Below are 25,146 nucleotides of genomic sequence, written 5' to 3'. Positions count from 1 at the left end.
TTTTACTCCAGCTTTTTATTATCCCATGTTATTTATATTAAGGATGAGTCTATTAGACTTCCTCCCCAATGCATCGGTGAGGGTTGGGGTGGAATCAAAACTGTACTGAAATTGTTCCTAGAACAGTCAGTGGTGTTCCAGGAAGTAGATAGTAGCCATGAGAATCGTAATAATTGGTATCAAAAAGATTCTTGAAGTTAAGACCCACTCGCCAATTTTCATTTCTATAGAAAATAGAGGCATCAGTTCTGACGTAGGAGGGAAGGACAACTCCATTGTTTGGTAGTAAAGCTTGGCGATCGCCAACAAAAAACAGTCCTCCACCAAATCCCAATCCTTTGAAGGAACCACTTTGAAATTCATAGCTTGTCCACAAGCTAGCGCTATTTCGTGGCGCACCAACCAATCTGTCACCCACAGGTAGGCTATTATCCTCGCTGACATAGGTATCGTTATGGGCAAAGGATGCAATTACATTCCACCCAGGTAAAATTCGCCCAGAAATATCGAATTCAATACCTCGACTCTTGACTTCTCCAGCTGCAATTGAGTAATCAGTATTATTTGGATCGGTTGTAGCTACGTTGTTTTTTGTAATCTCGTATGCTGCAAGTGTTGCCGAAAGCTTACCATCCAACAACTCGGTTTTAATTCCGGCTTCATACTGGGTTCCACGAGCAGGTTCTAACGCTTGCCCGGTAACTGTTCTGTTATTGTTGGGTACAAAAGACTCGCTATAACTAGCGTATAGGGAGATTGGTTCTATGGGTTGATAAACCAGTCCCACGCGGGGTGAAAAAGCGTCATCGTAAAACTCATTTTCAGAAGTTAATTCACGATTGTTGTTATAGTCTATTCCTCTATCTTTATAGTTGATAAAATCCAACCTGCCACCGACCAGTAACTTTAAATTCGGAAGCAATGTTACTTGGTCTTGTAAGTAAACACCGACAGTATTTTGTTTACTCTCATAATTTTCATTCGTATTGAAACTGGTTGGCAATGTCGCACCATAAACTGGATTGAAAATATCAATGCCGGGAGCAGGAGTCCGAATATAATCATTACCATATAGCTTCCAAGCGAACTCTACACCTAGCAGCAACTGATGATTGATAAAACCAGTTTTGAACTTACTCACTAGTTCATTTTGTAGAGCAAATGATTTATAGTAATCAAGACCGGCTGCAAATGTTCGTGATATTGTCCGACCATCCTCTTCAAGTGAGTCTGGTCGAATAGCTTCATAATCCGCATGATAGAGGTTAGTTAAAAAGGCACTACGCAGCTGTAGATTATCATTAAAGCGATGCTCTAAAGTAAAGCTAGCTGCATCTGATTTATAGTTATATTCGCTGGTATTTGGTTCTCCTAAAAAACGACTGATGGGAAGGTTAAAAGATTCACGAATAGGTAGCAAACCATCATATAAAGTCCGGTTAACAGTATTATGCTCGTATTCCAAAGTCAAAGTTGTAGCATCGCTCAGTTTTAAAGACAATACAGGCGCTATTGAGAAACCTTCACTATGAACAAAATCAACAAAACTACCGGAATTTTCATAGGCAACATTTAAGCGATACAACGCATTTTTATCAGGGGTAAGTGGCCCAGAAATGTCAATTGAGGGACGATAGAAATCATAATTTCCGACTGTCAATTCACTTGCATAATAAGGAGTTGCGAGCGGTTGTTTGGTGACATAATTGACGACACCACCCGGTTCAAACTGACCATATAGTACTGAAGCCGGACCTTTAAGGACTTCGATTCGTTCAACGCTGATCGGATTGATATAGTTATCTTGAACTGCGAAACCATTTCTCAGGTTATTGTATGTTGCAAGTCCTCGGATGATGTAGTTGTCAGTAAGGTTAGAAAACGATCCTTGCACTGCCACGCCACTGACATTCCGTACAGCATCGCTAATCCGGGTGATTTGCTGATCCTTGATGACTTGTTGAGGAATAACTTGAATTGACTGGGGAATGTCACGTTGAGGAGTATCAGTTTTAGTTGCAGTTGTGCTATCTGGTACACTATATCCGTCTTGTTCACCCGTTACGACCAACTCAATCGGTTCATCACTAGATGTAGATGGTTTTGGCTGTGTTTGATTTCCTGGCTTCTGTTGTTCAGCAGTTGGTGGGGTTTGCGGTTGTTGCTGTGACGTCGTGGAAGGTGCAGTACTCGCAACGCTGAAGATCAGACCTTCTTCTGGACTATCAAACAACTCGACAGTTGGTACACTTGCCTCACCCGTTACTGTCACTCGGATAGTATTGGTATCAAAATTGGTGACTATTATCTGTGTAACACCCGCAATTGGTTTTTCAGAGCGGAATGTGAATGCTTCGCCCGATGGTAGGCGCAGTTGAGCATTGGGAATGTCAGTGATGAAGTTGCTACCAGCACTGCGATTGACTAGTTGCAACTGTTCCCCTTTGCTAGTCTGTAAAATAATCTCCAGACCTTTGGCAGTGGGATTTGCCTTAACTGAGGTAACTTGCACAACTTCAGTTTGTGGCGTGTTTGGTGCTGGCGACTGTACCAGTAACATTTCGGCGCTGCTAATAGCGAGTTTTACCTCACTTAGTTGCTTAATCTTGCGAGTTACTTCATCTGGTTTAGCAGCTTCTTGCACTATTTTCGCAGGGCGAAGCCGATTAACCAATGAATCAGATATGGGAATATCTTGCGCTTTCGCAGGCTGAACCACCAAAACTGTTAAAAGTATCGACAGCCACTCCAGTCTGCAACTGAAGATTTTAAATATTCGCTTGCTCATTTATCTCCCCACACACCTTAGTATCCCAGATTACACCAATCTTTATTTAGGATTTATTATCAATAGCATAGGGGAATTTGTAGCGAAAAATCCTATCAACGTATATGCCGAAACGGATTTTTTTAGGTGTTTTTGGCAACAATAAATCTATCTAAGTATTGACTTGGTTGGATGCCAAAGCGCTTTTTAAAAGCCACAGCGAAGCGACTAGGACATTCGTAACCCACGATCTTAGCTATCTGTTTTATGGTCATTTGTTGACTCATAAGTAGTTTTCTGGCTTTCTCCATCCGGTGAATATACAAATAGCCAAATACTGTTGTGTTAAAAACCTGACGGAACCCGATTTTGAGCTTGTAATCGTTTAAACCTACTTGTCGCGCCAATTCTAGCAACGAGGGGGGATTGTCAAAATCGCGGATTAAAATTTCTCTGGCGTGGTAAAGTCGGTTAATATCATCTCCTCGTAAAATGTGCGATCGCATCAGTTCCCGTTCCCCTGCTGTATCGGGTTCCAACTTCAGCGCCATTAATTCTAAGCATTTTGCTTGCAAGTAAATATCTTTAATCAAACCGTGGAAAGGACAATTAACTATTTGATGCAAAATAATTTGCATTTCAGGTGTAGTTTGCCCGATACGAAAGTAGTTAAGAAAAGATATATTGTCAGTTTCTAGATACAACTGGAGTGATTTGGGTAGAAAGTCTAAGCCACTAACTTCATGTCTGCAAAAAAATTGTTGAGGGTTGATTCCCACTTCTACGTGCAGAATGTGTTGATCTGCGCGTAAATAAGCTCCATTACCAGGAATCTCCTCATCTAAATCAAAATATGTTGCCGTAGAATTATGTCCAACAGGTATTATTTCTGACGTATAATTACTGATAATTGCAAAACTAAATGCCATGAAGGGAAGATTATAGAAATTTGTCTCAAGAATTAAATCCTCAGCTAAGTCGAATTGTGACACTAGCAAGTTAATACCTGTGGGGAAAGCTATGACGTTTTCGTAACCCCGACTTTGCTGTTTTGGATCGTCCAACACTGCTTGATATCCAGTGTTATATGAGTTGATTTTTGTAGCTTCAGAGGTTGGAGTAGTATTTTGCTGTTGTCGATAAGCTTCTCTAGCTGAAAGAAACAGGGTCATTTCCGTGGCTTATTAATATTTTATTCTAATTATTATATGGTGAACGCTTGGTTTACTAGTTATAGAAGCTTAAACCAGAGAGATTCTAGCTGCTATTTGGTAAGCATTGGGATTAATGCTAAATTTGCGTCGAAAAGGCGTAAATGCCATATCGGGGTCTTGTTTAAAACCTTGCGCTCCACTATGTTAGATTCAAGCTACAACTCCTGCCGATTAGGAATCAGGTAATGGCTGCTTCTGTGGAACATGGCTTAAATAATAGCGCTTTTATCCCTCCCTTAGAAAGTGGCGATCGCTTAACTCGCCACGAATTCGAGCGTCGTTATACAGCAATGCCCGATAAAAAAGCAGAATTAATTGAAGGAGTCGTCTACGTGGCATCACCTCTGCGTTTTAGAAGTCATGGCCAACCTCATGGACAGTTAATTACCTGGTTGGGAGTTTATCAAGTTTCCACTCCAGGCATAGCGTTAGGCGACAATGCTACCGTGCGCTTAGATTTAGATAATGAACCACAACCTGATGTTTTGTTGTTGATAGATAAACCAACCAGAGGACAGGCGCAAATCAGTGAAGATGATTACGTAGAAGGCGCACCGGAATTAGTAGCAGAAGTAGCAGCTAGTAGTGCATCTATTGATTTGTACGACAAAAAACGCGTTTACCGTCGCAACGGAGTACAGGAATATATCGTCTGGCAAACTTTAGAGAATAAACTCGACTGGTTCTGCTTGCAAAATGGTGAATATTTGCCACTCGTTGCAGATGCAGATGGTGTGATTAAAAGTAAAGTATTTCCAGGTTTGTGGTTAGCTGTCACCTCACTAATCACAGGAGATATGACGAAAGTTTTAGCAGTACTGCAACAAGGGTTAAATTCAAAAGAACACGCTGACTTTGTTGAGGGTTTAACTTAGCAAAACTTAAAAATAATGTCTTGAAAAATACAAATTATTAATGTAAAACGTGATATTAGGAGCCGGGAAAGTTTTCCCTTTTTTACACAGTCTCCCTGGGGAAGTTAGTTAACAGCATTTTTGGTGTGAGGTAATTCTAGAGAGTCCCGGCTATTAGGGGGAAGGTATTTGGCGAAAGTCTTTGAAAACAGCTTAATGCTCAATTCTGAAAAATTGGGAAAGTTTGTTGTCAGCGATTTATAAACGACACAGTTATGACCACAACTCTAGGAAGAAGCGAAAGCGGCAACCTGTGGGATCGTTTTTGTCAATGGATTACTAGCACCGACAATCGGCTTTACATTGGCTGGTTCGGCGTTTTAATGATTCCTACCCTATTGACCGCTACCATCTGTTTCATTATTGCCTTTATTGCTGCACCACCCGTTGATATTGACGGCATCCGGGAGCCAGTTTCTGGTTCTTTATTATACGGCAATAACATTATCACTGGTGCTGTTGTACCCACATCTAATGCAATTGGTTTGCACTTCTACCCAATTTGGGAAGCTGCTTCAATGGATGAATGGCTCTACAACGGCGGTCCTTATCAGCTCATTGTCTTGCACTTCTTGATAGGTATTTTCTGTTGGCTCGGTCGGCAATGGGAGTTAAGCTATCGTCTGGGGATGCGTCCCTGGATTTGCCTTGCTTACTCTGCTCCCGTAGCTGCTGCGACTTCTGTTTTCCTCATTTATCCAATTGGTCAAGGTAGCTTTTCTGACGGGATGCCTCTGGGAATTAGCGGCACGTTTAACTTCATGCTTGTGTTCCAAGCCGAGCATAATATCCTCATGCACCCATTCCACCAACTGGGCGTAGCTGGGGTGTTCGGTGGTGCGCTGTTCTGTGCGATGCACGGTTCTTTGGTGACTTCCTCTTTAGTTAGGGAAACCACTGAAAGTGAATCTCAAAACTACGGTTACAAGTTTGGTCAAGAACAAGAAACCTATAGCATCGTAGCGGCTCATGGTTACTTTGGACGGTTAATCTGGCAATATGCCAGCTTTAACAACTCGCGTTCTTTGCACTTTTTCTTGGCTGCTTGGCCTGTAGTTGGTATCTGGTTGACGGCATTGGGAATCAGTACAATGGCGTTCAACCTCAACGGGTTTAACTTTAACCAATCAATTCTTGATTCCAAAGGTCGTGTAGTTAATACATGGGCAGATGTGCTAAACCGCGCCAATTTGGGTATAGAAGTGATGCACGAGCGCAATGCTCACAACTTCCCCTTGGATTTGGCGGCGGGTGAGGCAGTACCTGTGGCAACGATGTCTACGACGGGCGTGGCTGCGGCACCTGTAATTCACGGTTAATTGTAAGTTAAAATTCACTGCGCTCTCTGTCTAGAGGGCGCTTTTTTCATGCATGAAGCTATAGTTATACAAATATTTACATAGATAAAATATTAAAAAAATATCTGGTGTATTTGGGTACAATTACTAAATTGTTACTCATTTATATTAGTAAATGCATTGGTATAAATAAAAATAATTATCAAAACTGGGAGTAGTGAGTAAACTAACTACTGAAGGTTATCCCAGGAGTTTACATACATTGTGTTTCCCCAGACTACACATATCAGATTTTAGTTTTTGTCTCAATTCAATATAAAATCTAAAACTTAAAATCCAAAATCAACATGGCAGACCTAACTCCTAATTCTAGTTTTAGTTTGACACTGCGCTTGCAGATTCCCAATCGTGTAGGGATGTTAGCGTCGGTAACACAGGCGATCGCAACCACTGGCGGTAATCTCGGTCAAATTGATTTAATTGAGCAAACCCGCAAAGAGTCCACCCGCGATCTGACTGTGGATGCTGCTAGTACTGAACACGCTGAAACCATTGTGCAAGCAGTCAAAGCCTTGCCGGACATCAAGTTACTCAGTGTTTACGATCGCACCTTTAATTTGCATCGCGGTGGCAAAATCAGCATTACCAGCAGAATTCCCCTGAAGAGTGTTTCCGATTTGGCAATGGCTTACACCCCCGGAGTCGGTCGAATTTGTACAGCGATCGCTCAAGATCCAGAGGAAGTTTACAACTTAACCATCAAACAAAATACTGTTGCCATTGTTACCGATGGTAGTGCCGTTTTAGGTTTGGGAAATCTCGGCCCAGCTGCCGCCCTACCAGTCATGGAAGGCAAAGCGATGCTGTTTAAGGAATTTGCGGGGCTGGATGCTTTTCCTATCTGTCTCGCCACCCAAGATACAGAAGAAATTATCCAGACAGTTAAGAATATTGCTCCGGTGTTTGGGGGCGTGAATTTAGAGGATATTGCTGCACCTCGCTGCTTTGAAATTGAAAAGAGATTACGCCAAGAGTTAGATATCCCCGTTTTTCACGATGACCAGCACGGTACAGCAATTGTCACCTTGGCAGCGTTGTTTAATTCTCTGAAACTGGTACATAAATCCTTAGCAGAAATCAAGATCGTGATTAACGGTGCTGGGGCGGCAGGAGTGGCGATCGCTCGGTTACTCCGCAAAGCTGGGGCAGAAAAAATTTGGATGTGCGACTCTAAAGGGATTATCTCTACCAATCGCACCGATTTGACAGAGGAAAAACTCGAATTTGCGGTCAAAGGTCAGGGTACGTTAGCGGGTGCAATGCAAGGGGCAGATGTGTTTATTGGTGTCAGCGCGCCAGGAGTTTTGACACCAGAAATGGTGCAATCAATGGCGAAAGACGCAATTGTGTTTGCAATGGCAAATCCCGTTCCAGAGATTCAGCCAGAATTAATCAGTAAAGATGTTGCTATCATTGCTACCGGTCGCAGTGATTACCCAAATCAAATCAATAATGTCCTCGCTTTTCCTGGGGTATTCCGTGGTGCTTTAGATTGTCGGGCACAAACAATTACCATCAAAATGTACCTGGAAGCTGCAAGTGCGATCGCCTCCTTAGTCAAGCCTTCAGATTTGAATCGGGAACATATTATTCCTTCAGTCTTTGATGAGCGCGTTGTCACTGCTGTTGCTGCTGCTGTGCAACGTGCCGCGCGTGAAGAAGGTATCGCGCGGAATTAATTAAAAGAGAATTCAGAATACAGAATACAGAATTCAGAATGCTTTTCCATTGGAGATTTAGACCAGTCACTAACTACTAAATTCAAAATTTGGTGCGATGTTTCACCGTTTATTCAGACGCTCCAATTCAATTCTGTAGCTTGCTTTCCTGAAAGGGTATTCTGACTCCTGACTCCTGAATTCTTTCTTATTAACTCAAATAATCACTTTTGTGGGATGGGCGTCTCGCTCATCCCTGAGCTTTTAGGCTGCAATCAATTTGCGCTATGAACTGATGTTAAACAGATGAGAATTAATGCATGATTGGTGATTAGATGAGTTGGGGCTACCAATTTAGGAGCAAAGTAACACATCTAAAACACCATCATGTCAACTGTTTGCAATGAAGTATCAAGTTGGGGACGAGTTTTTACAAGAACTACCACTGATTTTAGCGGGGCCAATCCTCAAACATACTGAGCCAGAATCTGTAACGGTATGGGTCGCACTGAAACAGTCTTGTCAGGTAGAACTTAAGGTTTATGACACAACAAATGATGGTGAAGCACTAGGAAATTGCTTATTAGAGGGAGAACGCTCTACCTTTGCTTTAGGTAAGTATCTTCATATAGTTGCCATCACGGCTCGGTCTACAATTGGACATCGCCTAACTGGAGGTCACATCTATGCATACGACCTCCAGTTTACTGTTGTTGACCAAACCTCCCAAACTTTGCAACAAGCATTATGCTCAAACTCCTCTCCTCCAGTTAGCATCAGCTACTTCGATCATCAAAAACCAACCTTTGCTCTACCGCCAAACCGTTTTCAAGATTTACAAATTGTCCATGCTTCCTGCCGTAAACCTCATGGTCATGGGTTTGATGCACTGCCAATTCTCGATAGTATGATTCAGGCGTCAGCAAATCAGCCCCAACACCGCCCTCATCAGCTGTTCCTCACGGGAGATCAAATTTACGGCGATGATGTAGCAGATCCGTCGTTGTGGGTTGCCACTACTCTTGGTGATGCCCTCTTGGGTTGGGAAGAAAAACTTCCGGTGAATGGAGTGTATTGCACTCCCCAGCAGCTACCCCCTGGAGAGCGGGCTGATGTGGCGACAAATCAAGCTGGTTTGACCGCCGGATTACATAATAAAGCTGAGAAAGTCAACAGTCATCTTTTCAGTTTGGGTGAATATTACGCTACTTATTTACTAGCTTGGTCGCCAGTGTGCTGGCCGATCGCATTTCCCAAAGGACACCAAGTAACACGCGATCGCCATGCTATCAAAGACTGGAATCGCGCAGTCAAGCATTTACGACAATTCATTTATACCCTTTGGAAAGTGCGCCGTGCCCTTGCCAATATCCCCATGTACAGCATCTTTGATGACCATGATGTTAGTGATGACTGGAATTTGAACCAAGCTTGGTGTTTGCGGGTGCTGGGGCGGCCATTAGGGCGAAGAATAGTCCAAAATGCATTGTTAGCCTATACAGTATTTCAAGGATGGGGCAATACACCAGGGCAATTTACAGAAGGAAAACCAGGTGGAAAGCTGTTGGCGGCTGCACAAGCTTGGTCAGCTTCCCAAGGAAAAGATGCAAAGGCTGATGAAGCGATCGCTCGTTATGTAGGTATGCCAGCCAACGATCCCCACACAGACTTACCTATTTTAGTTCGAGACGGTGCAGTATTTATTCTGGATCGGCATCCTGAAGCGCTGACTTGGCACTACATAGTCCGCAGCGATTGCCATGAAGTAATTGTGCTGGATACACGTACATGGCGGGGTTATCCAGCCGATCAAAAACCAATTGCGCCGCCTATGCTGTTGTGTCCCAAAGCCTTTGAGCAACAACTAGTTTTACCTTTACAAGAAATAGATGAACAAACTCAGATTAAAACTACATTTGTGATTGCGCCTACAAATGTATTTGGATTACAAGTGATTGATTGGATTCATCATTGGCACTTAAACCAGGAGAAAGTTTTTTCAACAGATGTTGGAGATGCCTGGAATATTAATGTTGAAGCACTGGCGAAATTCCTAACTACTTTGTTTGAGGAACGTCAACAAGTCGTGATTTTATCAGGGGATATTCACTACAGTTCTGTTGCTCACTTATCTTATGCACGCACCCATTCCAAATTACAATCTGTCTTGGTACAGTTAACCGCTAGTGCATTGAAGAATGAAGAGATTTTGACGCGGCTGATTCATACACGATTGAAAGATTGGCTCCTCCCAGAACAGGTACGACATTGGATAGGCTGGATCAACCCACCCAATATGGTAGAAATTTCCGAGAAACAATTACACCATAATCGTCAGCTGCTGAATGACCCTGACTGGCATTGTGTACTGGAATGGATACCTCGAAACATTGCTCAGACTTCTGACTACACAACAGATATATTATCGTTGATAGCTCCCTGGAAACGAGCCGAAAATGCTAAATGGAAATGGTTGCAACCCCTGATGTTTTGGAAATCTCGTTGGTTTCAAGAGGGACGAGAAGTAGTTGGATTGAATAATTTAGCCCTGGTTCACTTTGAGTTAGCAGATGAGAGTAGTACTTGCAAAGTTATGCAAGATTTGTACTGGTTTTCTTCTTGGTATCCAACCCAAATTGTTTACAGCCGTTTTGAGAGCCAGTTAACGCCCAATCAGTCTTTATTACGATAACCAGCTTTGCTCTGCGAATGAAAATTTTGGTTGTATATGTGGGCACTCTAGATGAAAGAAACTTACTGGAGAGTGATTTCTATGTCTACAACCCCAATTAGTGCAACACTGGCACAAATAGACAGAGATGCTGTGTTGCAAGCCATTACCACCATTAAAGAAAAGTTACCATTTTTGGTTGATTTGAGTGCCGACGATCGCAAGACTTTACCCAAGATGGGAGATAAGAGTCGGGCGTTTGTGAGCAAAGCATTAGAGGTAGCGGCGCAGAATCCAGAGTTTTTACCGCGATCGTTTGACTTAGAAGAGATGCGGAAGGATGTGCAATTATTTGAAGCGTTGTATCCGGTGTTGTTGTCGTTGACGCAGTTACAAGAGTTGGTCGATGATACATCTCTTGCAGTCGGTAGCGAAGCTTATGCAGCTGCCTTGCAGGTATACAACTACGCTAAAGCCAGTGGACAGGGCGCGGGTTTAGATGCAGTAGTTGTGGAAATGGGACAACGATTTGCTCGTAAACCTGGAAAATCCAAGTCTCAAAAAGCAGCGTTGTAGAAAATAGTGAACTATTTGCACTTAAAATGTGCAACGTTGAAGCTCAGAATTTGGATGTTAGAGTTAAAAGCACAACATTTCGAGTTCTGAGCTTTATTTTTTGAGTTCAAAGGCTCAACGTTCAAGCAAAAAGGTGCAACTTCCGAGTTCAAAGGCTCAACGTTCGAGTAAAAAGGTGCAACTTCCGAGTTCAGAGGCTCAACGTTCGAGCAAAAAGGTGCAACTTCCGAGTTCAGAGGCTCAACGTTCGAGTAAAAAGGTCGGACTTCCGAGTTCAGAGGCTCAACATTCGAGTAAAAAGGTCGGACTTCCGAGTTCAGAGGCTCAACGGTCGAGCAAAAAGCAATACGGTTCAGTTAAGGCTAAAACTCTTTGTCAAATTCAATTTTTTTAACGAACCGCCAAGGACGCCTTCGCGCAGCGTCTCGAAGAGAAGGACGCAAAGAGAAGAAAGAAATGCTTAACTAAACTGTAATCGCTTATGCGATCGCAGATCAAGGCAGTAAACGTATTCAAGAATCACAGGTATTGCCTGGATTGGCGATGTCTATTTTAGAAGAAGCTTTACGCCAAAGTCGTGAAATGAGTCAATCTGAAGTTGGAGCTTGGTTATTGAGCCAGTTTCAGCAAAAGGAGTATTGTTAACTAATAGTTTTTTCAAAAAGATATACATCATCTTGCTGATATTCTAAGTTAAACTTTGATTGGCTTTTCAAAATATTTACCAAATTAGAAAGAGATTCGGGGCTTGCAGCCCAACCTGGATGACGAACATTGAGCAAGACATAATGAAACTTATTCAATTCAGCAATATCTTGAGAAGAATTATATTTAAAACTAATTAACTCTCTGTGGGTTAAATGTGGAGTAATTATATCTGTAGTCAGAACGCTATCCTTAGTTTTAACTAAAGCGATCGCCTCTTTTGTGGCTGCCCAATTATCTAAATTGTGGAGATATTTTGAGCTAAAGAAACCAAATTTACCGAAAAATAAAAACCAAACTAAAGACCAAAAAATAATTGCTTGTCTTTGTTTTAGCCATGCTTTACCTGCTGCTAGACTGCCAATTAAAACTAAAATAAGAAATGGAATTGCTGGTAAAGAGTAATGTAAAACTAGATTTTTTTGTGAAGGATGATCGGCAAGCAAATTTAGTGCTACGCAAGGAATTATACTTATCAATGGCATGAGATATTGTGGTCTGAAACCCCAAATAACAGGTAAGAATAAAAAACATAAATATTCTAAGTTGAGAATTGAAAAAAGGTTGTTAAAAATGATTTTTGGTTGAAAAAGTAATATTTGTAGCATTTCGGGAAATGAGTTTCCCAAATAGCTATAGCGATAAAGATGACGGTTCAATAACGCTGCTTCAGTACCAAAATAAGGGATGATAATCCAGTTAGCAATCAAAAACCATATTGTCCCACTAATAATTGCGATCGCACCATATAAACGTCGTTTTTCAAACAAGAGTAACCAAATCCCCATAGCCACTACAGTCAGTGACAAGACAGCCTTACAACCCAATACCACAAGAATACTGACGCAAAACCAAGCTATTTTTCTCGATCTAGCAGCCAATACTGCTGTCAAAAGTGCAGGGACTGCGATCGTATCTGGATGAAAATCACAGAGATTGCTATTGTAAATCACCGGATACATGAGATATACAGCCACCATTGCGACTGCTAAATTCTCTTTTAAACCTGCTTGCAGTGCTAGAAAATATGTAGGTAAAGTACCTAATGCTAAAGCAATAGACTGTACTGCAAACAGCCAATAAACACTAGGGTAAATTTTGTACAATAAAGCCAAAGGATATAAAATCCAAGCAGCATGATCGGCTAAAACATGAAAACCAAGTACAGAAGAAACTGGCGATTTTCCTTGACTAATTAAGTAAATACATTGGTCAAAAAATGCTAAATCCCCAGATGAATTAAATAACTCGTGGCGTAAGCTGCTGGAGATAAATAAAATTAAGGTACTAATGCCGATAATTACTTTGATATGATTCATTTTTGGCAGGTTCTCTGTTATTGAAATCCTACTTGGCATGACTAAAATTTTTTATTTAAGATTAGAAGAAAATCCAGCTTGTAATTTTGGATAAATTAAATCGCACTTTCGTACAACAAACCAAAGAGCAAAACCTAAAGGTAATGAAAATAACTGGATAAATATGGGAGTTCCTAAGTAACTAAATAATGATGCCATTTGTACGACTATAGCCACCCAAAAATATCGAGGGAAGTAAAAGGCAAAGATAATCGAAAGAATATCGGCAGGATAAAAATATCTTTGGTGCATTTTGGGCAGGATATATGGCATAAACAAAACTGAAATAGTGGCTAAGTGTATCAGTCTATCTTGAGTAATTTCTAGTCTACTTTTATAAACAATGTACGCTAATAAAAATATTGCAGATACAGTTAACATTAAACCTGTCGGGACAACAATATTATAAAAATTGTTAGGAATCCATTGATAAAGATTAGGCACACCTTTAGCCAATTCTTTGTATTTATTAGCTTGACTAAAGTAGATTAATAGCAATTCTTGTATCGATCTTCCCATCAGCCAAGGTGGCAAAACTGCAATTATATATACTGCTGGAATTAATGGTAAATAATACAAATTAATTCTCTTTTTGAGCAAAAGAGCTAATAATAAAGGTGCTAAAAACATTGCTTGCAACTTGAAAGAAAGCCCCACGCCAAAACTGAGTAAGGCGGGAATTTCTTTCTGAATACATAAAAAGTAAATGCAAGCAATCATCCCTGTTGTATAAATGCTGTCACATTGACCCCAAAGCGCACTATTGTATATGACAGTAGGACTCAAGATAACTGCCAAAAAAGCAAAGATTGGCTTACTACCCTCTGGATATTTTAGTCGAACAATTTTGTAAGTTAAAAAACCACAGAGAAAATCAACAGTCATCGCAAAAAGCTTGATTGCCAAAATTTTCGGCAATGCCGAAAGCAGGGTGGCAGAAATTACAATCCAGTAGAGGTAGGGGGGTGTGTAATCAGCAAAACTATATTTAAGAGCGCTAAATCCGCCATGAGATGCGATGAAATCATACCAAGGCGCTAAGAAAGATTTATAATCAGACGATTGATTAGGGACACAAACCAATCGGATCAGCACCGCTAAGAGAATTCCAATAGTTAAGTATCCAGAAACCGGGGATGGAAAAAAGTTTAAAAACCTATTAAATGGAGATTTAACTAATTTTAATAATATCTTGTCTGAAGTTTTCGTCATAAATTGTATTTGTTATTCAGTAATTATGAAATTCATGTCAAAGTATCTATTCTTTCAGCAAAGGCTGTTCAAACTTTGCTGTACCATAAAACTGGTTTAACAAGCTGCTATGATTCCCTATAAAGCAAGCTTTCGTGGGGATATCCTAGAGGTTTGAGATGATTATCCCGATTTTAGATATGCGTCTATTCCGAGAAAAAGAATGGTTATTTAGCCTACTGATAATATCTCTATTTTTATGGTTGATATTTTTGGGAAACTCCCCTTTACGAGATTGGGATGAAGGTACTGTGGCACAGGTTGCCCGTGAAATTTGGCGTGCCCCACTTGGTTCAATGCATTGGCTTTACCCCACGTTGGGAGGAGAACCTTATCATAATAAGCCACCCCTGATGCACTTGTTAATTGCTTGGACTTACTCGATCGCAGGCGTGAATGAGTGGACGACGCGTCTACCGGGTGCAGTGTTAACTGCCTTGGGAGTGCCTTTGCTTTACTTGGTGGGATGTTTGCTTTTTAACGAAAGTTTACCAGCTTTGTTTAGCGCTTTAGTTTACCTGACGATGTTGCCTGTGGTGCGTCACGGAAGGCTAGCAATGCTAGATGGTACAACTATTACCTTTTTCTTGCTGCTGTTATTTTGTTTGTTAAAAGCACGCCAGAATCGTCGTTATGCTCTCGGTGTGGGATTTTGTCTAGGGTTAATCACTCTCACGAAAGGGATGATAGTTTTGCCGCTAGGAGCGATCGCTTGTTTATTCCTGATTGCAGATCGGCAGTTTGCTTTGTTAACAAGCCCCTATTTATTAGTGGGAATGTTTTTAGGAAATGCACCTGCGATCGCTTGGTTTGTCGCTCAATGGCAACATTATGGCGAAACTTTCTTCCAAGTGAATTTTCAAACACAAACTTTTGATCGCCTGACACAACCTGTTGAAGGTCATAGTGGGCCACCCTGGTACTATTTAATTGAGTTAATTAAGTATAGTTTTCCTTGGCTATTATTTTTACCAGGAGGTTTTTATCTAGCTTGGAAAAAACGTCATACTACCTGGGGTAGTTTAATTATTATTGGCACAATTATATACTTAGTAACTATCTCTTTAATGAGAACTAAACTCCCGTGGTATGTTATGCCTGTATATCCATTTTTAGCTTTGGCAATTGGTGCTAAACTTGGCGATATTTGGCAGTACGGTCATTTTAAGGTGCGAAGTTTAACAATATTTATGGCTATTATTGCTATTGCTGGTTTAGGAGGTTGTGTTTACTTTATTCTTGCAAAGAAAGAGCCTACTTTAATAGTCATGAGCATTGCTTTGGCAATAAGTATGGGCATCGCAGCATGGCTAATTAAACGGCGCGATCGCAACTTTATTCCAGTGTTATTTTCTGGGATGTACTTAGTGTTAGCACTGTTGATGAGTTCGCAATCATGGATTTGGGAATTAAATGAAGCTTTTCCAGTTAAACCAGTAGCGGAATTAATTCGGTCAAAAGTTTCACCAGGAACACAAATTTATACTTCTTTTGCTTATGGGCGTCCCAGTTTAGACTTTTATTGCGACTGTAAGGTAACTCCTGCAAATGTGCCAATCTTACAACAAATGTTATCTAATAAATCTTATTTGCTTTTAGACAATGGGGCTTTACAGCGAATCAATTTAACTGGTAGTAAAATTATCGGATCGGCTAGAGGATTTACACTTATTTCACCATAAGGGACTTCCAAATAAAAAAATGTCCCAAAACTAACGTAAAAACCCTCTCTGTGTTCTCTGTGTCTCTGTGGTAGCCTGCGGCAAGCCGCTTTGCGTCTACGTTTATTTAGATAATTTATTTCTTGGAAGTCCCTAATTTAAATATCATACATATTTAAGTTTTTTCATCTTAATTAATTTATCCTTTAGTTACATACTCTCTAAAATTTAGCTTTGGATAAATCAGATCGCACTTTCGCATCACAAACCAGAGAGCAAAACCTAAAGGTATTGAAAATAACTGGATAAAGATGGGAGTTCCCAAATAGCTAAAAAATGATGCCATTTGCACAACTATAGCTACCCAAAAATATCGAGGAAAGTAAAAGGCAAAGATAATCGAAAGTATATCGGCAGGATAAAAATATCTTTCATGCATTTTTGGCAGGATATATGGCATAAACAAAACTGAGATAGTGGCTAGGTGTATCAGCCTGTCCTGAGTAATTTTTAGCTTACTTTTATAAACAATATATGCCAAGAGAAATATTGCAGATACAGTTAATATTAAACCTATCGGCACAACAATATTATAAAAATTATTAGGAATCCATTGATAAATATTAGGCGCACCTTTCGCCAATTGTTTATATTTATTAGCTTGGTTAAAGTAGACTAACAGCAATTCTTGTATCGGTCTTCCCATCAACCACGGTGGCAAAACTAAAATTATATATACCATCGGAATTAATGGTAAATAATACCAATTAATTCTCTTTTTTACTAAAAAAATTAATAATAAAGGTGCTAAAAACATTGCTTGTAACTTAAAAGAAAGTGCCACACCAAAACTGAGTAAGGCAGGAATTTCTTTTTGAATACATAAAAAGTAAATACAGGCTATCAATCCCGTTGTATAAATGCTGTCACATTGACCCCAGAGGGCACTATTATATATCACAGTCGGACTCAAAATAACTGCCAAAAAAGCAAAGATTGGTTTATTACCTTCTGGGTATTTGAGTCGGACAATTTTGTAAGTTAAAAAGCCACAAAGAAAATCAACAGCCATCGCAAAAAGCTTGATTGCAAAAATTTTTGGCAATCCAGACAGCAAGGTGGCAGCAATTAAAATCCAGTAGAGGTAGGAGGGTGTGTAATCAGCAAAACTATATTTGAGAGCGCTCAACCCACCATGAGATGCAATAAAATCATACCAACGCGCTAAAAAAAACTTGTAATCCACTGATTTATTTGGAACACAAAGTAATCGAATTAGTACTGCTAATATAATGCCAATAGCCAAGTATCCAGGAACCGGAAATGGCATAGAACTTAAAAACCTATTAAACGGAGATTTCACTACTCTTAATAATGTTTTGTCGGAAGCTTTTGTCATAAATTGTATCAGTCCAGTTGGCTGTGTCCAAATCCTACAGCATATTTTAAGTTGGTGAGGTACAAAAATACCCCACCCGCGCTAATATAAATTTGATCAAAGTTTTGTAGTTTGGGCAATATGCCCACACTACTTATACAAGTTAAATGTGTAACAACTTATCTTTGTTTACTTCCTGTCATGCTACTACGAGCCTTCATTTGTTACTTGAAGAATCGATTGACTAGATTGGGCTAGATAGATACCCGCTAAAACTACGGCAAAAGTAGCCCAGTCAAACAAACCTACTTGTTCTGAAAAAATGAACCAAGCAAAAATGGAAGCTAGGACTGGTTCTAAAAGAAGTGTGACGGCGACAACGCCCGAAGAGATTCTACTGAGGCTATAAGCTAAAAGTCCCTGACCCAGCACTTGACAAAAAAGAGCTTGGAAAATGATGAAAAACCAACCCGTCCAGGAATAGGGGAATAGTCTATTTTCAAGAAAAGGCAGGACGGGTAGTAGAAACATTGTTGTCACTCCACAGCGCCACAGCATGATAGTTGCAGTGCTAAATCTGGTTCGGAGTCTTTCTATCAGCAGCATACATGTAGCCATGAAAACCGCAGTTAGCAATGCTAATGCATCACCTAGTATTTGATCGGTTGCAAATTGCACCTTATTGAGTTCAAACGCGATCGCTCCCGCCAAGGCTATGACCAGACCAATCACGAATCTGTTGTCGAAACGCCGACCAAATAACAAATACCCAGCCAAAGCAACAAATAAGGAGTTCAAATTAGACAGTAAAGCCACATTGGCAACACTAGTTTGACTCAGCGACCAAGCCCACAATAGAAGATAGGTTCCAGCAGAGGTTCCCATTGCCAACAATAACCATACTTCTTGACTTGTAAAAGGCTTCTGTTCTATGGATTGGTTATCAAGTAAGGCAGGAGTAATATTGCCCCCTGCCCCCTGCCCCCTGCCCCCTGCCTCTTCCCTCCTGCCTCCTTCAATAGACTGTTGGTAGCGGAAAGCCTCAAGTCCATTCCATAAACCAAAGACAACTGTCGCAATCCAACTGCGATGAAATACTACAGCATTTGCACCTATTTCTTGTTGACACAATTTGGTCAGAGATGGTGCTAAAGATATGGGAATTAGAGCAAACAATAATGAGACAGTTCCTAATAAAGCTGGTGTTTCGGAGAATTGTTGCTTTAGTAATGACAGTTTGATCGTCATACTTTGAACGAAAGTGTTAATTATATTTTTGACTGATTCTTGGAACGGCAAATTAACAGCCTCTTGGCTAGATACGGCTAAGTATAAACCCATTAAAACTACAGCGAAACCTACCCAATTTGAAAAAGTTAATGTTTCTGAAAAAATTACTAGAGCGAAAATGCCACTAAATACTGGCTCTAACAGATGCACCAACGAGACAACCACAGAGGAAAACTTGGCAAGGCTATAGGTCAAAAGCCCATGACCTAAAACTTGGCAAATCAGCGCCAAGCAAATTACCCAAAGCCACCCACTGACTGTAGAGGGGAAAAGCTGATCTTGAGTAAACAAAAGTATAGGGAAGATCGCTAAAGCCGCGATCGCACAGATCCACAATTGAATTGTAGCTGGAGAAAATTTGGTTCGTAATTTTTCTACGATCAGCAGGTATGCACTCAATAAAACCGCCGAAACGATCGCAGCCAAGCTTCCTTGAACCTCGTCTGTGGCAATTTGCAACTCCTCAAATTCAATAGCGATCGCTCCGCCAAGGGCGATGACCATCCCAATCAAGAATTGGTTCTCAAAACGCTGACGAAATAACAGCCATACCCCTAAGCTAGTAAATATGGGAGCGAGATTATGCAACACACTAGAAATTGCAACGCTAGTTTGAGTCAGCGACCAAGCCAACAGAACTAAAGTGGCAGCCCAAAGAATACCAGCACCTAGCAATAGTAAAATATCCTGGCTGGTGTAGGGCTGCTGTTCTACAGGTTTGTCTCCACAAAATCGCTGCCGTATTGCCTTGTATCCATGCCAGAGCAAGAAAACCACACTAGCAAGCCAAAAGCGATTAAATACAGTAGCACTGGGACTGAGTTCAATTTCGCTCAATTTCATAAAAATAGAGCCAAAAGATATGGCACCTACACCTAGAAATAATGAAGCGATCGCTATCTTCGTTTGATTGGATACATTCATTAGGAAATTTAAATTCAATTTCTTAGCAATAATAAATTGAACCCTCTAAGCAATCCAATGCTCTTGGGAAAATCCTACAGCTATTTTGGCTAGTAGTGTCACAAAAGCGCCCAATATTCAACGATTGCGCCAAATAACAAGAGATACAGGGGTCTGGAATCCCGCCAGGTGGGTTTTGAACCCAACCATATTGCCAATTATTTATGCCAATTGCAATTTGCATGAGCATATTTATACTCTACGCGGCTAAGACACTAACTTTTTTGAAAGATTGAAAATTGAGAGCTAACAATCTATCCAGCTTTTCTTTTTATCGAACAGAATTCAGGAGTCAGGATTCAGAATTCAGTTGGATATTCTGTATGACTGGCGGATAGCGCAGCGTTAGCGAGTCTGCGTTCGCTTTTAGCGTCTCGTAGAGAGCGTCTGAATAATAGGAGTTTTTGCACCCCCATAAAACAAGAAAATATAGAGACACAGAGAAATGAAGGGGAGAGAGTTTTTTCGTCAGTTTTGTGGATATTTTTTGATTTGAAAGTTCCTAAGCGACCCAATTCCAAATAGTAAAGTTGATCGCATAAACAAAGAGCAATATGATAAACCAAATAAATACTACATATTTCCAACGTTGCTGCTTGGAAAACAACAAGCCTAATGCAAGCGAGAGCGATACAATACCGTAAGCGTAACGGTTAATAGACGCCAGAGATCCAGAGAATATTAGCATTAACAAAGAGCAAAAACCGTATATTATAACAACATTGTTAAGCTGGGTGCGGTAGTGCCACAACAAATAGCCGCCACCAAAGACCATAACAACTTTAATCAAACTATCTTTGCCCACTAATATAGCGTCCGTGAATATAGACCACCAACTCGGTTGCGCCCATGCCTTATGTACATGAACGAATGCTAAGGGATCTCCAAAACTAATAGTGCAATATACAGAGAATAAAAGTATCCCAACTGCTACAAAGAGACCCGCTATATAGGCGCTTAGGGATCTCCGTTCTATCCATGCTACGAAAATGAAGGTGGGTAGTAATGTAATTCCTGTCGGTCGTGTCGCACTAGCTAATGCACCACAAAAAGCAGCCCATACATACTGACGATTATCAAATGCTCGTAAAGCTGCTGTAGTCAAAAATAGAAATAGTCCTTCAGTATAGATTACTGTGCCATATAAAGAAAAAGGACACCAAGCCATCACAGCAGTTACCCATTTTGCAGCATCAATACCATGACGTTCTTTTGTCCAAGAGTACACAAGAAGCAACGCACCAAGAAAAGTTAGATTGCTTAACAGTGTACCAGCCACTTCAAACGGCAAGCCAAACGTAATCAGCCCGCGAATGAGTAAGGGAAATAAAGGATAGAAAGCAATAGAATACTGATTTCCATCATCAACATAGTTATAACCTTCAAGTGCAATTTTTCGATACCACTTACCATCCCAATGAGAGAAGAGTTCCCAACTGGGTTTAGGAATAAAATCGGGGGAAAAGTCTAGCGGATATGGAGGGTGCCAATATGGTTGTACGGATGATGTATATATTAAAGGAGCAACAACTTGCATTGCAACTATAATTAAAAGTCTGCTCAAAAGCCACATCGTAATTACAAAAAAGTACCCATTAACTTTGAAACTATAATTTTGTTCAAGTGTATTTTTTGCCGAATCTTTTTTTTTCATTAGAGTAAAAATTAATAAGTAAAGGTAAATATACCAGTCCGCTTTGATTTTTGAAATTATTTGCGTAGAGAGGGAGTCAGGAAGAAGCCTTTGCGGGGTGTACTGATTTTTTTCGTAAATCAAATACGAGTCCTATAGATTAAAATTAATGGATTGGGTCTGGTGTAGGGATATAAACAAGAGGACACGGGTACATTTTCCCTGCGTCTCTCCTTTGGCGCGTTAGTGTATCGATTATAGTTATTGCTGTGATTAAAGAGTCCCAAGCAATTTATAGTGAGAGTTGTCTGTAAATCCTTAAGCAATTGTGAAAGCGATTACTCTCGTTGGTTCCACTGGTTCTATTGGTACTCAGACTTTAGATATTGTCACTCAGTACCCAGATCAGTTTCGGATTGTGGGATTGGCAGCTGGGAACAATGTAGAGATGTTGGCTGCTCAAATTCGGCAATTTCAGCCGCAAATAGCAGCAATTTGCTCAGAAGATAAATTACCAGCGCTCAAAGAAGCTCTCATTGGCCTCGATCCCCAACCAATTCTATTGGCAGGTGAGGCCGGAGTGATAGAAGTCGCTCGCTACGGCGATGCTCAAACTGTTGTCACTGGTATTGTTGGTTGTGCTGGTTTGCTACCCACGATCGCAGCGATTGAAGCTGGTAAAGATATTGCCTTAGCAAATAAAGAAACTCTGATTGCTGGGGCCCCTGTGGTTCTACCCCTAGTCGAAAAACATGGTGTAAAATTACTCCCTGCCGATTCCGAACATTCCGCAATCTTTCAATGCCTCCAAGGTGTTCCAAAGGATGGCTTGCGGAAAATCTTACTGACTGCATCTGGTGGAGCTTTCCGCGACTGGGATGTAGAAAAGTTAGCAGATGTAACCGTTGCTGACGCTCTCAAGCATCCTAATTGGTCGATGGGACGGAAAATCACAGTAGACTCTGCTACTTTGATGAATAAAGGACTGGAAGTAATTGAGGCTCATTTCCTGTTTGGGTTGGATTATGACAATATCGAAATTGTCATTCATCCCCAGAGCATTATTCACTCGTTGATCGAACTGCAAGATACTTCAGTTTTAGCCCAACTCGGTTGGCCGGATATGCGTTTACCCTTACTGTATGCTCTATCTTGGCCCGATCGCATTTACACCAACTGGGAACGACTAGATTTAGTCAAAGCTGGAAATTTAACCTTCCGTGAACCAGATCACCAGAAGTATTCTTGTATGAAGTTAGCTTATGCTGTGGGTAAAGCTGGTGGTTCGATGCCAGCTGTGTTGAATGCCGCCAATGAGCAAGCTGTGGCTTTATTTTTAGATGAAAAAATTCGCTTTTTAGATATTCCCCGGTGTATAGAATGGGTGTGCGATCGCCATCAAAATGATAACCGGGCAAATCCCTCTTTAGATGACATTTTGGCAGCAGATAAATGGGCAAGACAAGAAGTTTTAACAGCGACTGAAAAGTTAGAAACTCACTCGCGGATAATTTCTCTGCGATAAAAACCTTTAATTCAGATACCCAAAAGGCAGATTTTCTGGATCTTGACCAATTCTTGTTTAGCCTTCAGCCTAGTGCTGAAGGCTAACGGTCAAATATCACACTTCCCCAATATCAAAAATGCGTAGCAGTAAGGCTTGTCGTCAGACATCGCACTCCATCCTAAAGCCCAAGTCGGTGTAGGATACCAAAGGCAAATATTTTTGGTATATACTATAAATGCGCTTTGAGTGGGACGAGAATAAAGCCGAGTCAAATTTTTTGAAACATGGCATTGAATTCGAGGAAGCTGTAACAGTTTTTGCTGACCCCTATCTCCTGTTTACGGAGGACTCTAGTCATTCTCAGGGAGAAGAAAGGGAATGGGCAATTGGTGAAATAGAAGATGGGTCAATTGTTGTAGTTGTTTTTACCATGCGAGGTGAGCGAATAAGGATAATTAGTGCAAGAAAAGCTACAAAAAAGGAGTGTCAACAATATGAGTCAGGAATCTGAGTTTCCTTTTGAGAGGGCAAGACGAGTTACACCAGAAGAAAACCAAAAATTCAGAGATGCGATCGCAGATCAGTTTGGGATTATACCGAGAAAGCGTGGACGACCGGCTAAGGATGAAGAGGAAAAATATGAGCCGATTTCTATCAGATTTCATCCGAAAATCATAGCCTGGGCGAAAGAAGAGGCAGAAAAACGAGGGGTAGGCTATCAAACGGTTATCAATGAAGCACTATTGGAGAAAATAGGCTGAAACTTAGCGATCGCCCTTCATCCCCTCAACAATAAATGTGTAGACGAAATGTGTAGACGAAATGTGTAGACGTGCAGCGGCTTGTCGTCAGACATCGCACTTTCCCATCAACCCAAATGCGATCGCACTTCCCCATCAACCCGATAAATACGATCACACAATTCCCAAAACCTAATAAATGCGATCGCCCCTCATCCCCTCAACAATAAATGCGATCGCACTTCTACAACATCATAAATGCGTAGCGTGGCTATTTATTATCAGGGCAAATTTCTTTTCGCAAATCGGGACGGGAAGCGAGGTATTCTTTTAAATGCTTGCAACCTCGCGCTAGTGAACTATCTAAACTTTGAACCCAACGCATCTGCACAAAATAATCATCTACCTGAATGGCAATTAACTTATTATCCGGGCTGAATACTACACCCGTACCTTGATATTCAGCAAACTGCTGCCAAGAACCATCTTTTACCTCAGTCCATAGACGCACAATTCCATCTAGTGAATTAGTGGCAATAGTCTTACCATCAGAGCTAAATACTCCATCGGCTTCTTTATTATGCTTGAGAGTGGTAATTTCTTGTCCTTCCAGATTCCATAATTTGACGTTTTATCAGATGAAGCAGTAACAATAATCTTACCGTCAGGACTAAATGATATATCGTTGACCCAACTATCATGTGTGAGAGTAGCAATTAACCCACCTTGCAGATTCCATAATTTGGCAGTATTACTGATCATTGAAACCGTGGCAATAGTCTTACCATCGGGACTAAATAATACATTGGTAAAACGACCATGTTGGAGAGTGATAATTTCTTCACCTTTAAGGTTCCACAACTTCACAGATCCGCTAATATCTGAAGAACTATAACCTGAAGCAGTAGCAACCGTCTGACCATCAGGCTAAATACTGCTTTCTCAAGATGCTTGTTTTTGAAAGTCGCAATTTCTTGTCCTTTTAGATTCCACAACTTTGCATTCTCATAAGAAGTAGTTAAAACAGACTTGCCATCAGGCTTAAATATTACTTTACTAACTCCATCATCATGTTTGAGAGTAGCAATTAACTGACCTTGGAGGTTCCACAACTTAACTGTTTTATCACTTGAAGTAGTAGTAGCAATAGTTTTACCATCAGGACTAAATACTGCATGGTTGACTACACCATCATGTTTGAGAGTGACAATTTCGCCTTTTTGAAGGTTCCACAGCTTTGCAGTACTATCGGATGAAGTAGTAGCAACAGTTTTTTCGTCAGGGCTAAATACTATATTGTTAATCTGAGCGTTATGCTTGAGGGTAGGAATTTTCAAACCTTCGAGGCTCCACAGCTTTGCAGTACCATCGGATAAAGCAATAGCAACATTTTTCCCGTCAGGACTAAATACTATATTTTGTACTAATGAGTCATGTTGAAGAGTAGCTGGTTGAGTCGATGGGGGATATTATTCCCCGCACCTCTCAGTTAAATCTGGGCG

Annotated in this window: 19 protein-coding genes and 1 pseudogene; 9 read left to right on the top strand and 11 right to left on the bottom strand. The window is 40.7% G+C overall.

Annotated elements, in window-relative coordinates:
* Window positions 1-94: 94 nt before the first annotated feature.
* A complete protein-coding gene (locus HWQ42_RS09175) occupies window positions 95-2,788 on the bottom strand; it encodes a TonB-dependent siderophore receptor (RefSeq protein ID WP_292811181.1) in 2,694 nt (897 codons plus the stop codon).
* Between the two features lie 122 nt (window positions 2,789-2,910).
* Window positions 2,911-3,939 carry an AraC family transcriptional regulator gene (locus tag HWQ42_RS09170; RefSeq protein ID WP_292811179.1) on the bottom strand — a complete coding sequence of 343 codons (1,029 nt, stop codon included), beginning with the start codon at window positions 3,937-3,939 and terminating at the stop codon, window positions 2,911-2,913.
* Window positions 3,940-4,166: 227 nt separating this feature from the next.
* On the opposite strand from HWQ42_RS09170, the gene HWQ42_RS09165 reads away from it, so the two are divergent.
* The 5 genes from HWQ42_RS09165 to HWQ42_RS09145 all read left to right on the top strand — a co-directional run bounded on the left by HWQ42_RS09165 (window position 4,167) and on the right by HWQ42_RS09145 (window position 11,158).
* The gene (locus HWQ42_RS09165; RefSeq protein ID WP_292811177.1) at window positions 4,167-4,856 is read left to right on the top strand and encodes a Uma2 family endonuclease; all 690 of its coding nucleotides are present in this window, start codon (window positions 4,167-4,169) and stop codon (window positions 4,854-4,856) included.
* Between the two features lie 254 nt (window positions 4,857-5,110).
* A complete protein-coding gene (gene psbA / locus HWQ42_RS09160) occupies window positions 5,111-6,214 on the top strand; it encodes a photosystem II q(b) protein (protein ID WP_292738519.1) in 1,104 nt (367 codons plus the stop codon).
* Window positions 6,215-6,540: 326 nt separating this feature from the next.
* Window positions 6,541-7,932 carry a malic enzyme-like NAD(P)-binding protein gene (locus HWQ42_RS09155; RefSeq protein WP_292811175.1) on the top strand — a complete coding sequence of 464 codons (1,392 nt, stop codon included), beginning with the start codon at window positions 6,541-6,543 and terminating at the stop codon, window positions 7,930-7,932.
* 382 nt (window positions 7,933-8,314) lie between these two features.
* Window positions 8,315-10,603: a PhoD-like phosphatase gene (locus HWQ42_RS09150; protein ID WP_292811173.1), complete on the top strand. Its 2,289-nt coding sequence runs from the start codon at window positions 8,315-8,317 to the stop codon at window positions 10,601-10,603.
* A gap of 81 nt (window positions 10,604-10,684) precedes the next feature.
* Window positions 10,685-11,158, top strand: a complete 474-nt coding sequence (locus HWQ42_RS09145; RefSeq protein ID WP_292811170.1) for a hypothetical protein — start codon at window positions 10,685-10,687, stop codon at window positions 11,156-11,158.
* Between the two features lie 641 nt (window positions 11,159-11,799).
* On the opposite strand, the gene HWQ42_RS09140 is transcribed toward HWQ42_RS09145, so the two are convergent.
* Window positions 11,800-13,182 carry a DUF2079 domain-containing protein gene (locus HWQ42_RS09140; protein ID WP_292811168.1) on the bottom strand — a complete coding sequence of 461 codons (1,383 nt, stop codon included), beginning with the start codon at window positions 13,180-13,182 and terminating at the stop codon, window positions 11,800-11,802.
* 51 nt (window positions 13,183-13,233) lie between these two features.
* Window positions 13,234-14,106, bottom strand: coding sequence for a hypothetical protein (locus HWQ42_RS09135; RefSeq protein WP_292811166.1), 873 nt, complete (start codon window positions 14,104-14,106; stop codon window positions 13,234-13,236).
* Window positions 14,107-14,612: 506 nt separating this feature from the next.
* Here HWQ42_RS09135 and HWQ42_RS09130 point away from each other — a divergent pair.
* Window positions 14,613-16,154 (top strand): glycosyltransferase family 39 protein, encoded by a 1,542-nt coding sequence (locus HWQ42_RS09130; protein ID WP_292811183.1) that lies wholly within the window; start codon window positions 14,613-14,615, stop codon window positions 16,152-16,154.
* A 178-nt stretch (window positions 16,155-16,332) separates the two neighbouring features.
* Here the strand turns inward: HWQ42_RS09130 and HWQ42_RS09125 are convergent, their stop codons facing one another.
* From HWQ42_RS09125 to HWQ42_RS09115, 3 genes are all read right to left on the bottom strand, one after another.
* Entirely contained in the window at window positions 16,333-17,532 is a 1,200-nt protein-coding gene (locus tag HWQ42_RS09125; protein WP_292811164.1) for a hypothetical protein, read from the bottom strand.
* A 186-nt stretch (window positions 17,533-17,718) separates the two neighbouring features.
* A complete protein-coding gene (locus HWQ42_RS09120) occupies window positions 17,719-19,725 on the bottom strand; it encodes an EamA family transporter (protein WP_292811161.1) in 2,007 nt (668 codons plus the stop codon).
* Between the two features lie 541 nt (window positions 19,726-20,266).
* Window positions 20,267-21,541 (bottom strand): hypothetical protein, encoded by a 1,275-nt coding sequence (locus tag HWQ42_RS09115; protein WP_292811159.1) that lies wholly within the window; start codon window positions 21,539-21,541, stop codon window positions 20,267-20,269.
* A 184-nt stretch (window positions 21,542-21,725) separates the two neighbouring features.
* Between HWQ42_RS09115 and dxr the strand changes: the two genes are divergently transcribed.
* The 3 genes from dxr (at window position 21,726) to HWQ42_RS09100 (ending at window position 23,665) form a co-directional block, all read left to right on the top strand.
* Window positions 21,726-22,922 (top strand): 1-deoxy-D-xylulose-5-phosphate reductoisomerase, encoded by a 1,197-nt coding sequence (gene dxr / locus HWQ42_RS09110; protein ID WP_292811157.1) that lies wholly within the window; start codon window positions 21,726-21,728, stop codon window positions 22,920-22,922.
* 217 nt (window positions 22,923-23,139) lie between these two features.
* The gene (locus tag HWQ42_RS09105; RefSeq protein ID WP_292811155.1) at window positions 23,140-23,415 is read left to right on the top strand and encodes a BrnT family toxin; all 276 of its coding nucleotides are present in this window, start codon (window positions 23,140-23,142) and stop codon (window positions 23,413-23,415) included.
* Window positions 23,399-23,665: a BrnA antitoxin family protein gene (locus tag HWQ42_RS09100; RefSeq protein WP_292811153.1), complete on the top strand. Its 267-nt coding sequence runs from the start codon at window positions 23,399-23,401 to the stop codon at window positions 23,663-23,665. Before HWQ42_RS09105 ends, HWQ42_RS09100 begins: the two co-directional genes overlap by 17 nt.
* A 250-nt stretch (window positions 23,666-23,915) precedes the next feature.
* Here the strand turns inward: HWQ42_RS09100 and HWQ42_RS09095 are convergent, their stop codons facing one another.
* From HWQ42_RS09095 to HWQ42_RS35490, 4 genes and pseudogenes are all read right to left on the bottom strand, one after another.
* Window positions 23,916-24,242: a hypothetical protein gene (locus HWQ42_RS09095; RefSeq protein ID WP_367119046.1), complete on the bottom strand. Its 327-nt coding sequence runs from the start codon at window positions 24,240-24,242 to the stop codon at window positions 23,916-23,918.
* Complete coding sequence (locus HWQ42_RS09090) at window positions 24,164-24,511, bottom strand: hypothetical protein (protein ID WP_292738541.1); 348 nt, start codon at window positions 24,509-24,511, stop codon at window positions 24,164-24,166. The genes HWQ42_RS09095 and HWQ42_RS09090 overlap by 79 nt, the downstream gene beginning before the upstream one ends.
* The gene (locus HWQ42_RS35495) at window positions 24,508-24,756 is read right to left on the bottom strand and encodes a hypothetical protein (protein WP_334813012.1); all 249 of its coding nucleotides are present in this window, start codon (window positions 24,754-24,756) and stop codon (window positions 24,508-24,510) included. Before HWQ42_RS35495 ends, HWQ42_RS09090 begins: the two co-directional genes overlap by 4 nt.
* Window positions 24,730-25,077: pseudogene (locus HWQ42_RS35490) on the bottom strand (WD40 repeat domain-containing protein); the annotation flags it as partial. The gene HWQ42_RS35495 and the pseudogene HWQ42_RS35490, both read right to left, overlap by 27 nt.
* Between the last annotated feature and the right edge of the window lie 69 nt (window positions 25,078-25,146).

It is taken from the genome of Nostoc sp. JL23, from assembly GCF_017115065.1.
Lineage (GTDB): Bacteria > Cyanobacteriota > Cyanobacteriia > Cyanobacteriales > Nostocaceae > Nostoc > Nostoc punctiforme_A.
The sequence above is the reverse complement of the archived record's forward strand: the minus strand, read 5'-3'. Positions and strand labels throughout refer to the sequence as shown.

What these genes read in the sequence shown, in the direction of transcription:
- HWQ42_RS09105 (WP_292811155.1), top strand. Translation starts at nt 23,140, where the DNA reads ATGCGCTTTGAGTGGGACGAGAATAAAGCCGAGTCAAATTTTTTGAAA.
- HWQ42_RS09150 (WP_292811173.1), top strand. Translation starts at nt 8,315, where the DNA reads ATGAAGTATCAAGTTGGGGACGAGTTTTTACAAGAACTACCACTGATT.
- HWQ42_RS09155 (WP_292811175.1), top strand. Translation starts at nt 6,541, where the DNA reads ATGGCAGACCTAACTCCTAATTCTAGTTTTAGTTTGACACTGCGCTTG.
- HWQ42_RS09130 (WP_292811183.1), top strand. Translation starts at nt 14,613, where the DNA reads ATGCGTCTATTCCGAGAAAAAGAATGGTTATTTAGCCTACTGATAATA.
- HWQ42_RS09120 (WP_292811161.1), bottom strand. Translation starts at nt 19,725, where the DNA reads ATGAATGTATCCAATCAAACGAAGATAGCGATCGCTTCATTATTTCTA.
- HWQ42_RS09140 (WP_292811168.1), bottom strand. Translation starts at nt 13,182, where the DNA reads ATGAATCATATCAAAGTAATTATCGGCATTAGTACCTTAATTTTATTT.
- psbA (WP_292738519.1), top strand. Translation starts at nt 5,111, where the DNA reads ATGACCACAACTCTAGGAAGAAGCGAAAGCGGCAACCTGTGGGATCGT.
- HWQ42_RS09175 (WP_292811181.1), bottom strand. Translation starts at nt 2,788, where the DNA reads ATGAGCAAGCGAATATTTAAAATCTTCAGTTGCAGACTGGAGTGGCTG.
- HWQ42_RS09125 (WP_292811164.1), bottom strand. Translation starts at nt 17,532, where the DNA reads ATGACAAAAGCTTCCGACAAAACATTATTAAGAGTAGTGAAATCTCCG.
- HWQ42_RS09135 (WP_292811166.1), bottom strand. Translation starts at nt 14,106, where the DNA reads ATGACTGTTGATTTTCTCTGTGGTTTTTTAACTTACAAAATTGTTCGA.
- HWQ42_RS09165 (WP_292811177.1), top strand. Translation starts at nt 4,167, where the DNA reads ATGGCTGCTTCTGTGGAACATGGCTTAAATAATAGCGCTTTTATCCCT.
- HWQ42_RS09145 (WP_292811170.1), top strand. Translation starts at nt 10,685, where the DNA reads ATGTCTACAACCCCAATTAGTGCAACACTGGCACAAATAGACAGAGAT.
- HWQ42_RS09170 (WP_292811179.1), bottom strand. Translation starts at nt 3,939, where the DNA reads ATGACCCTGTTTCTTTCAGCTAGAGAAGCTTATCGACAACAGCAAAAT.
- HWQ42_RS09100 (WP_292811153.1), top strand. Translation starts at nt 23,399, where the DNA reads ATGAGTCAGGAATCTGAGTTTCCTTTTGAGAGGGCAAGACGAGTTACA.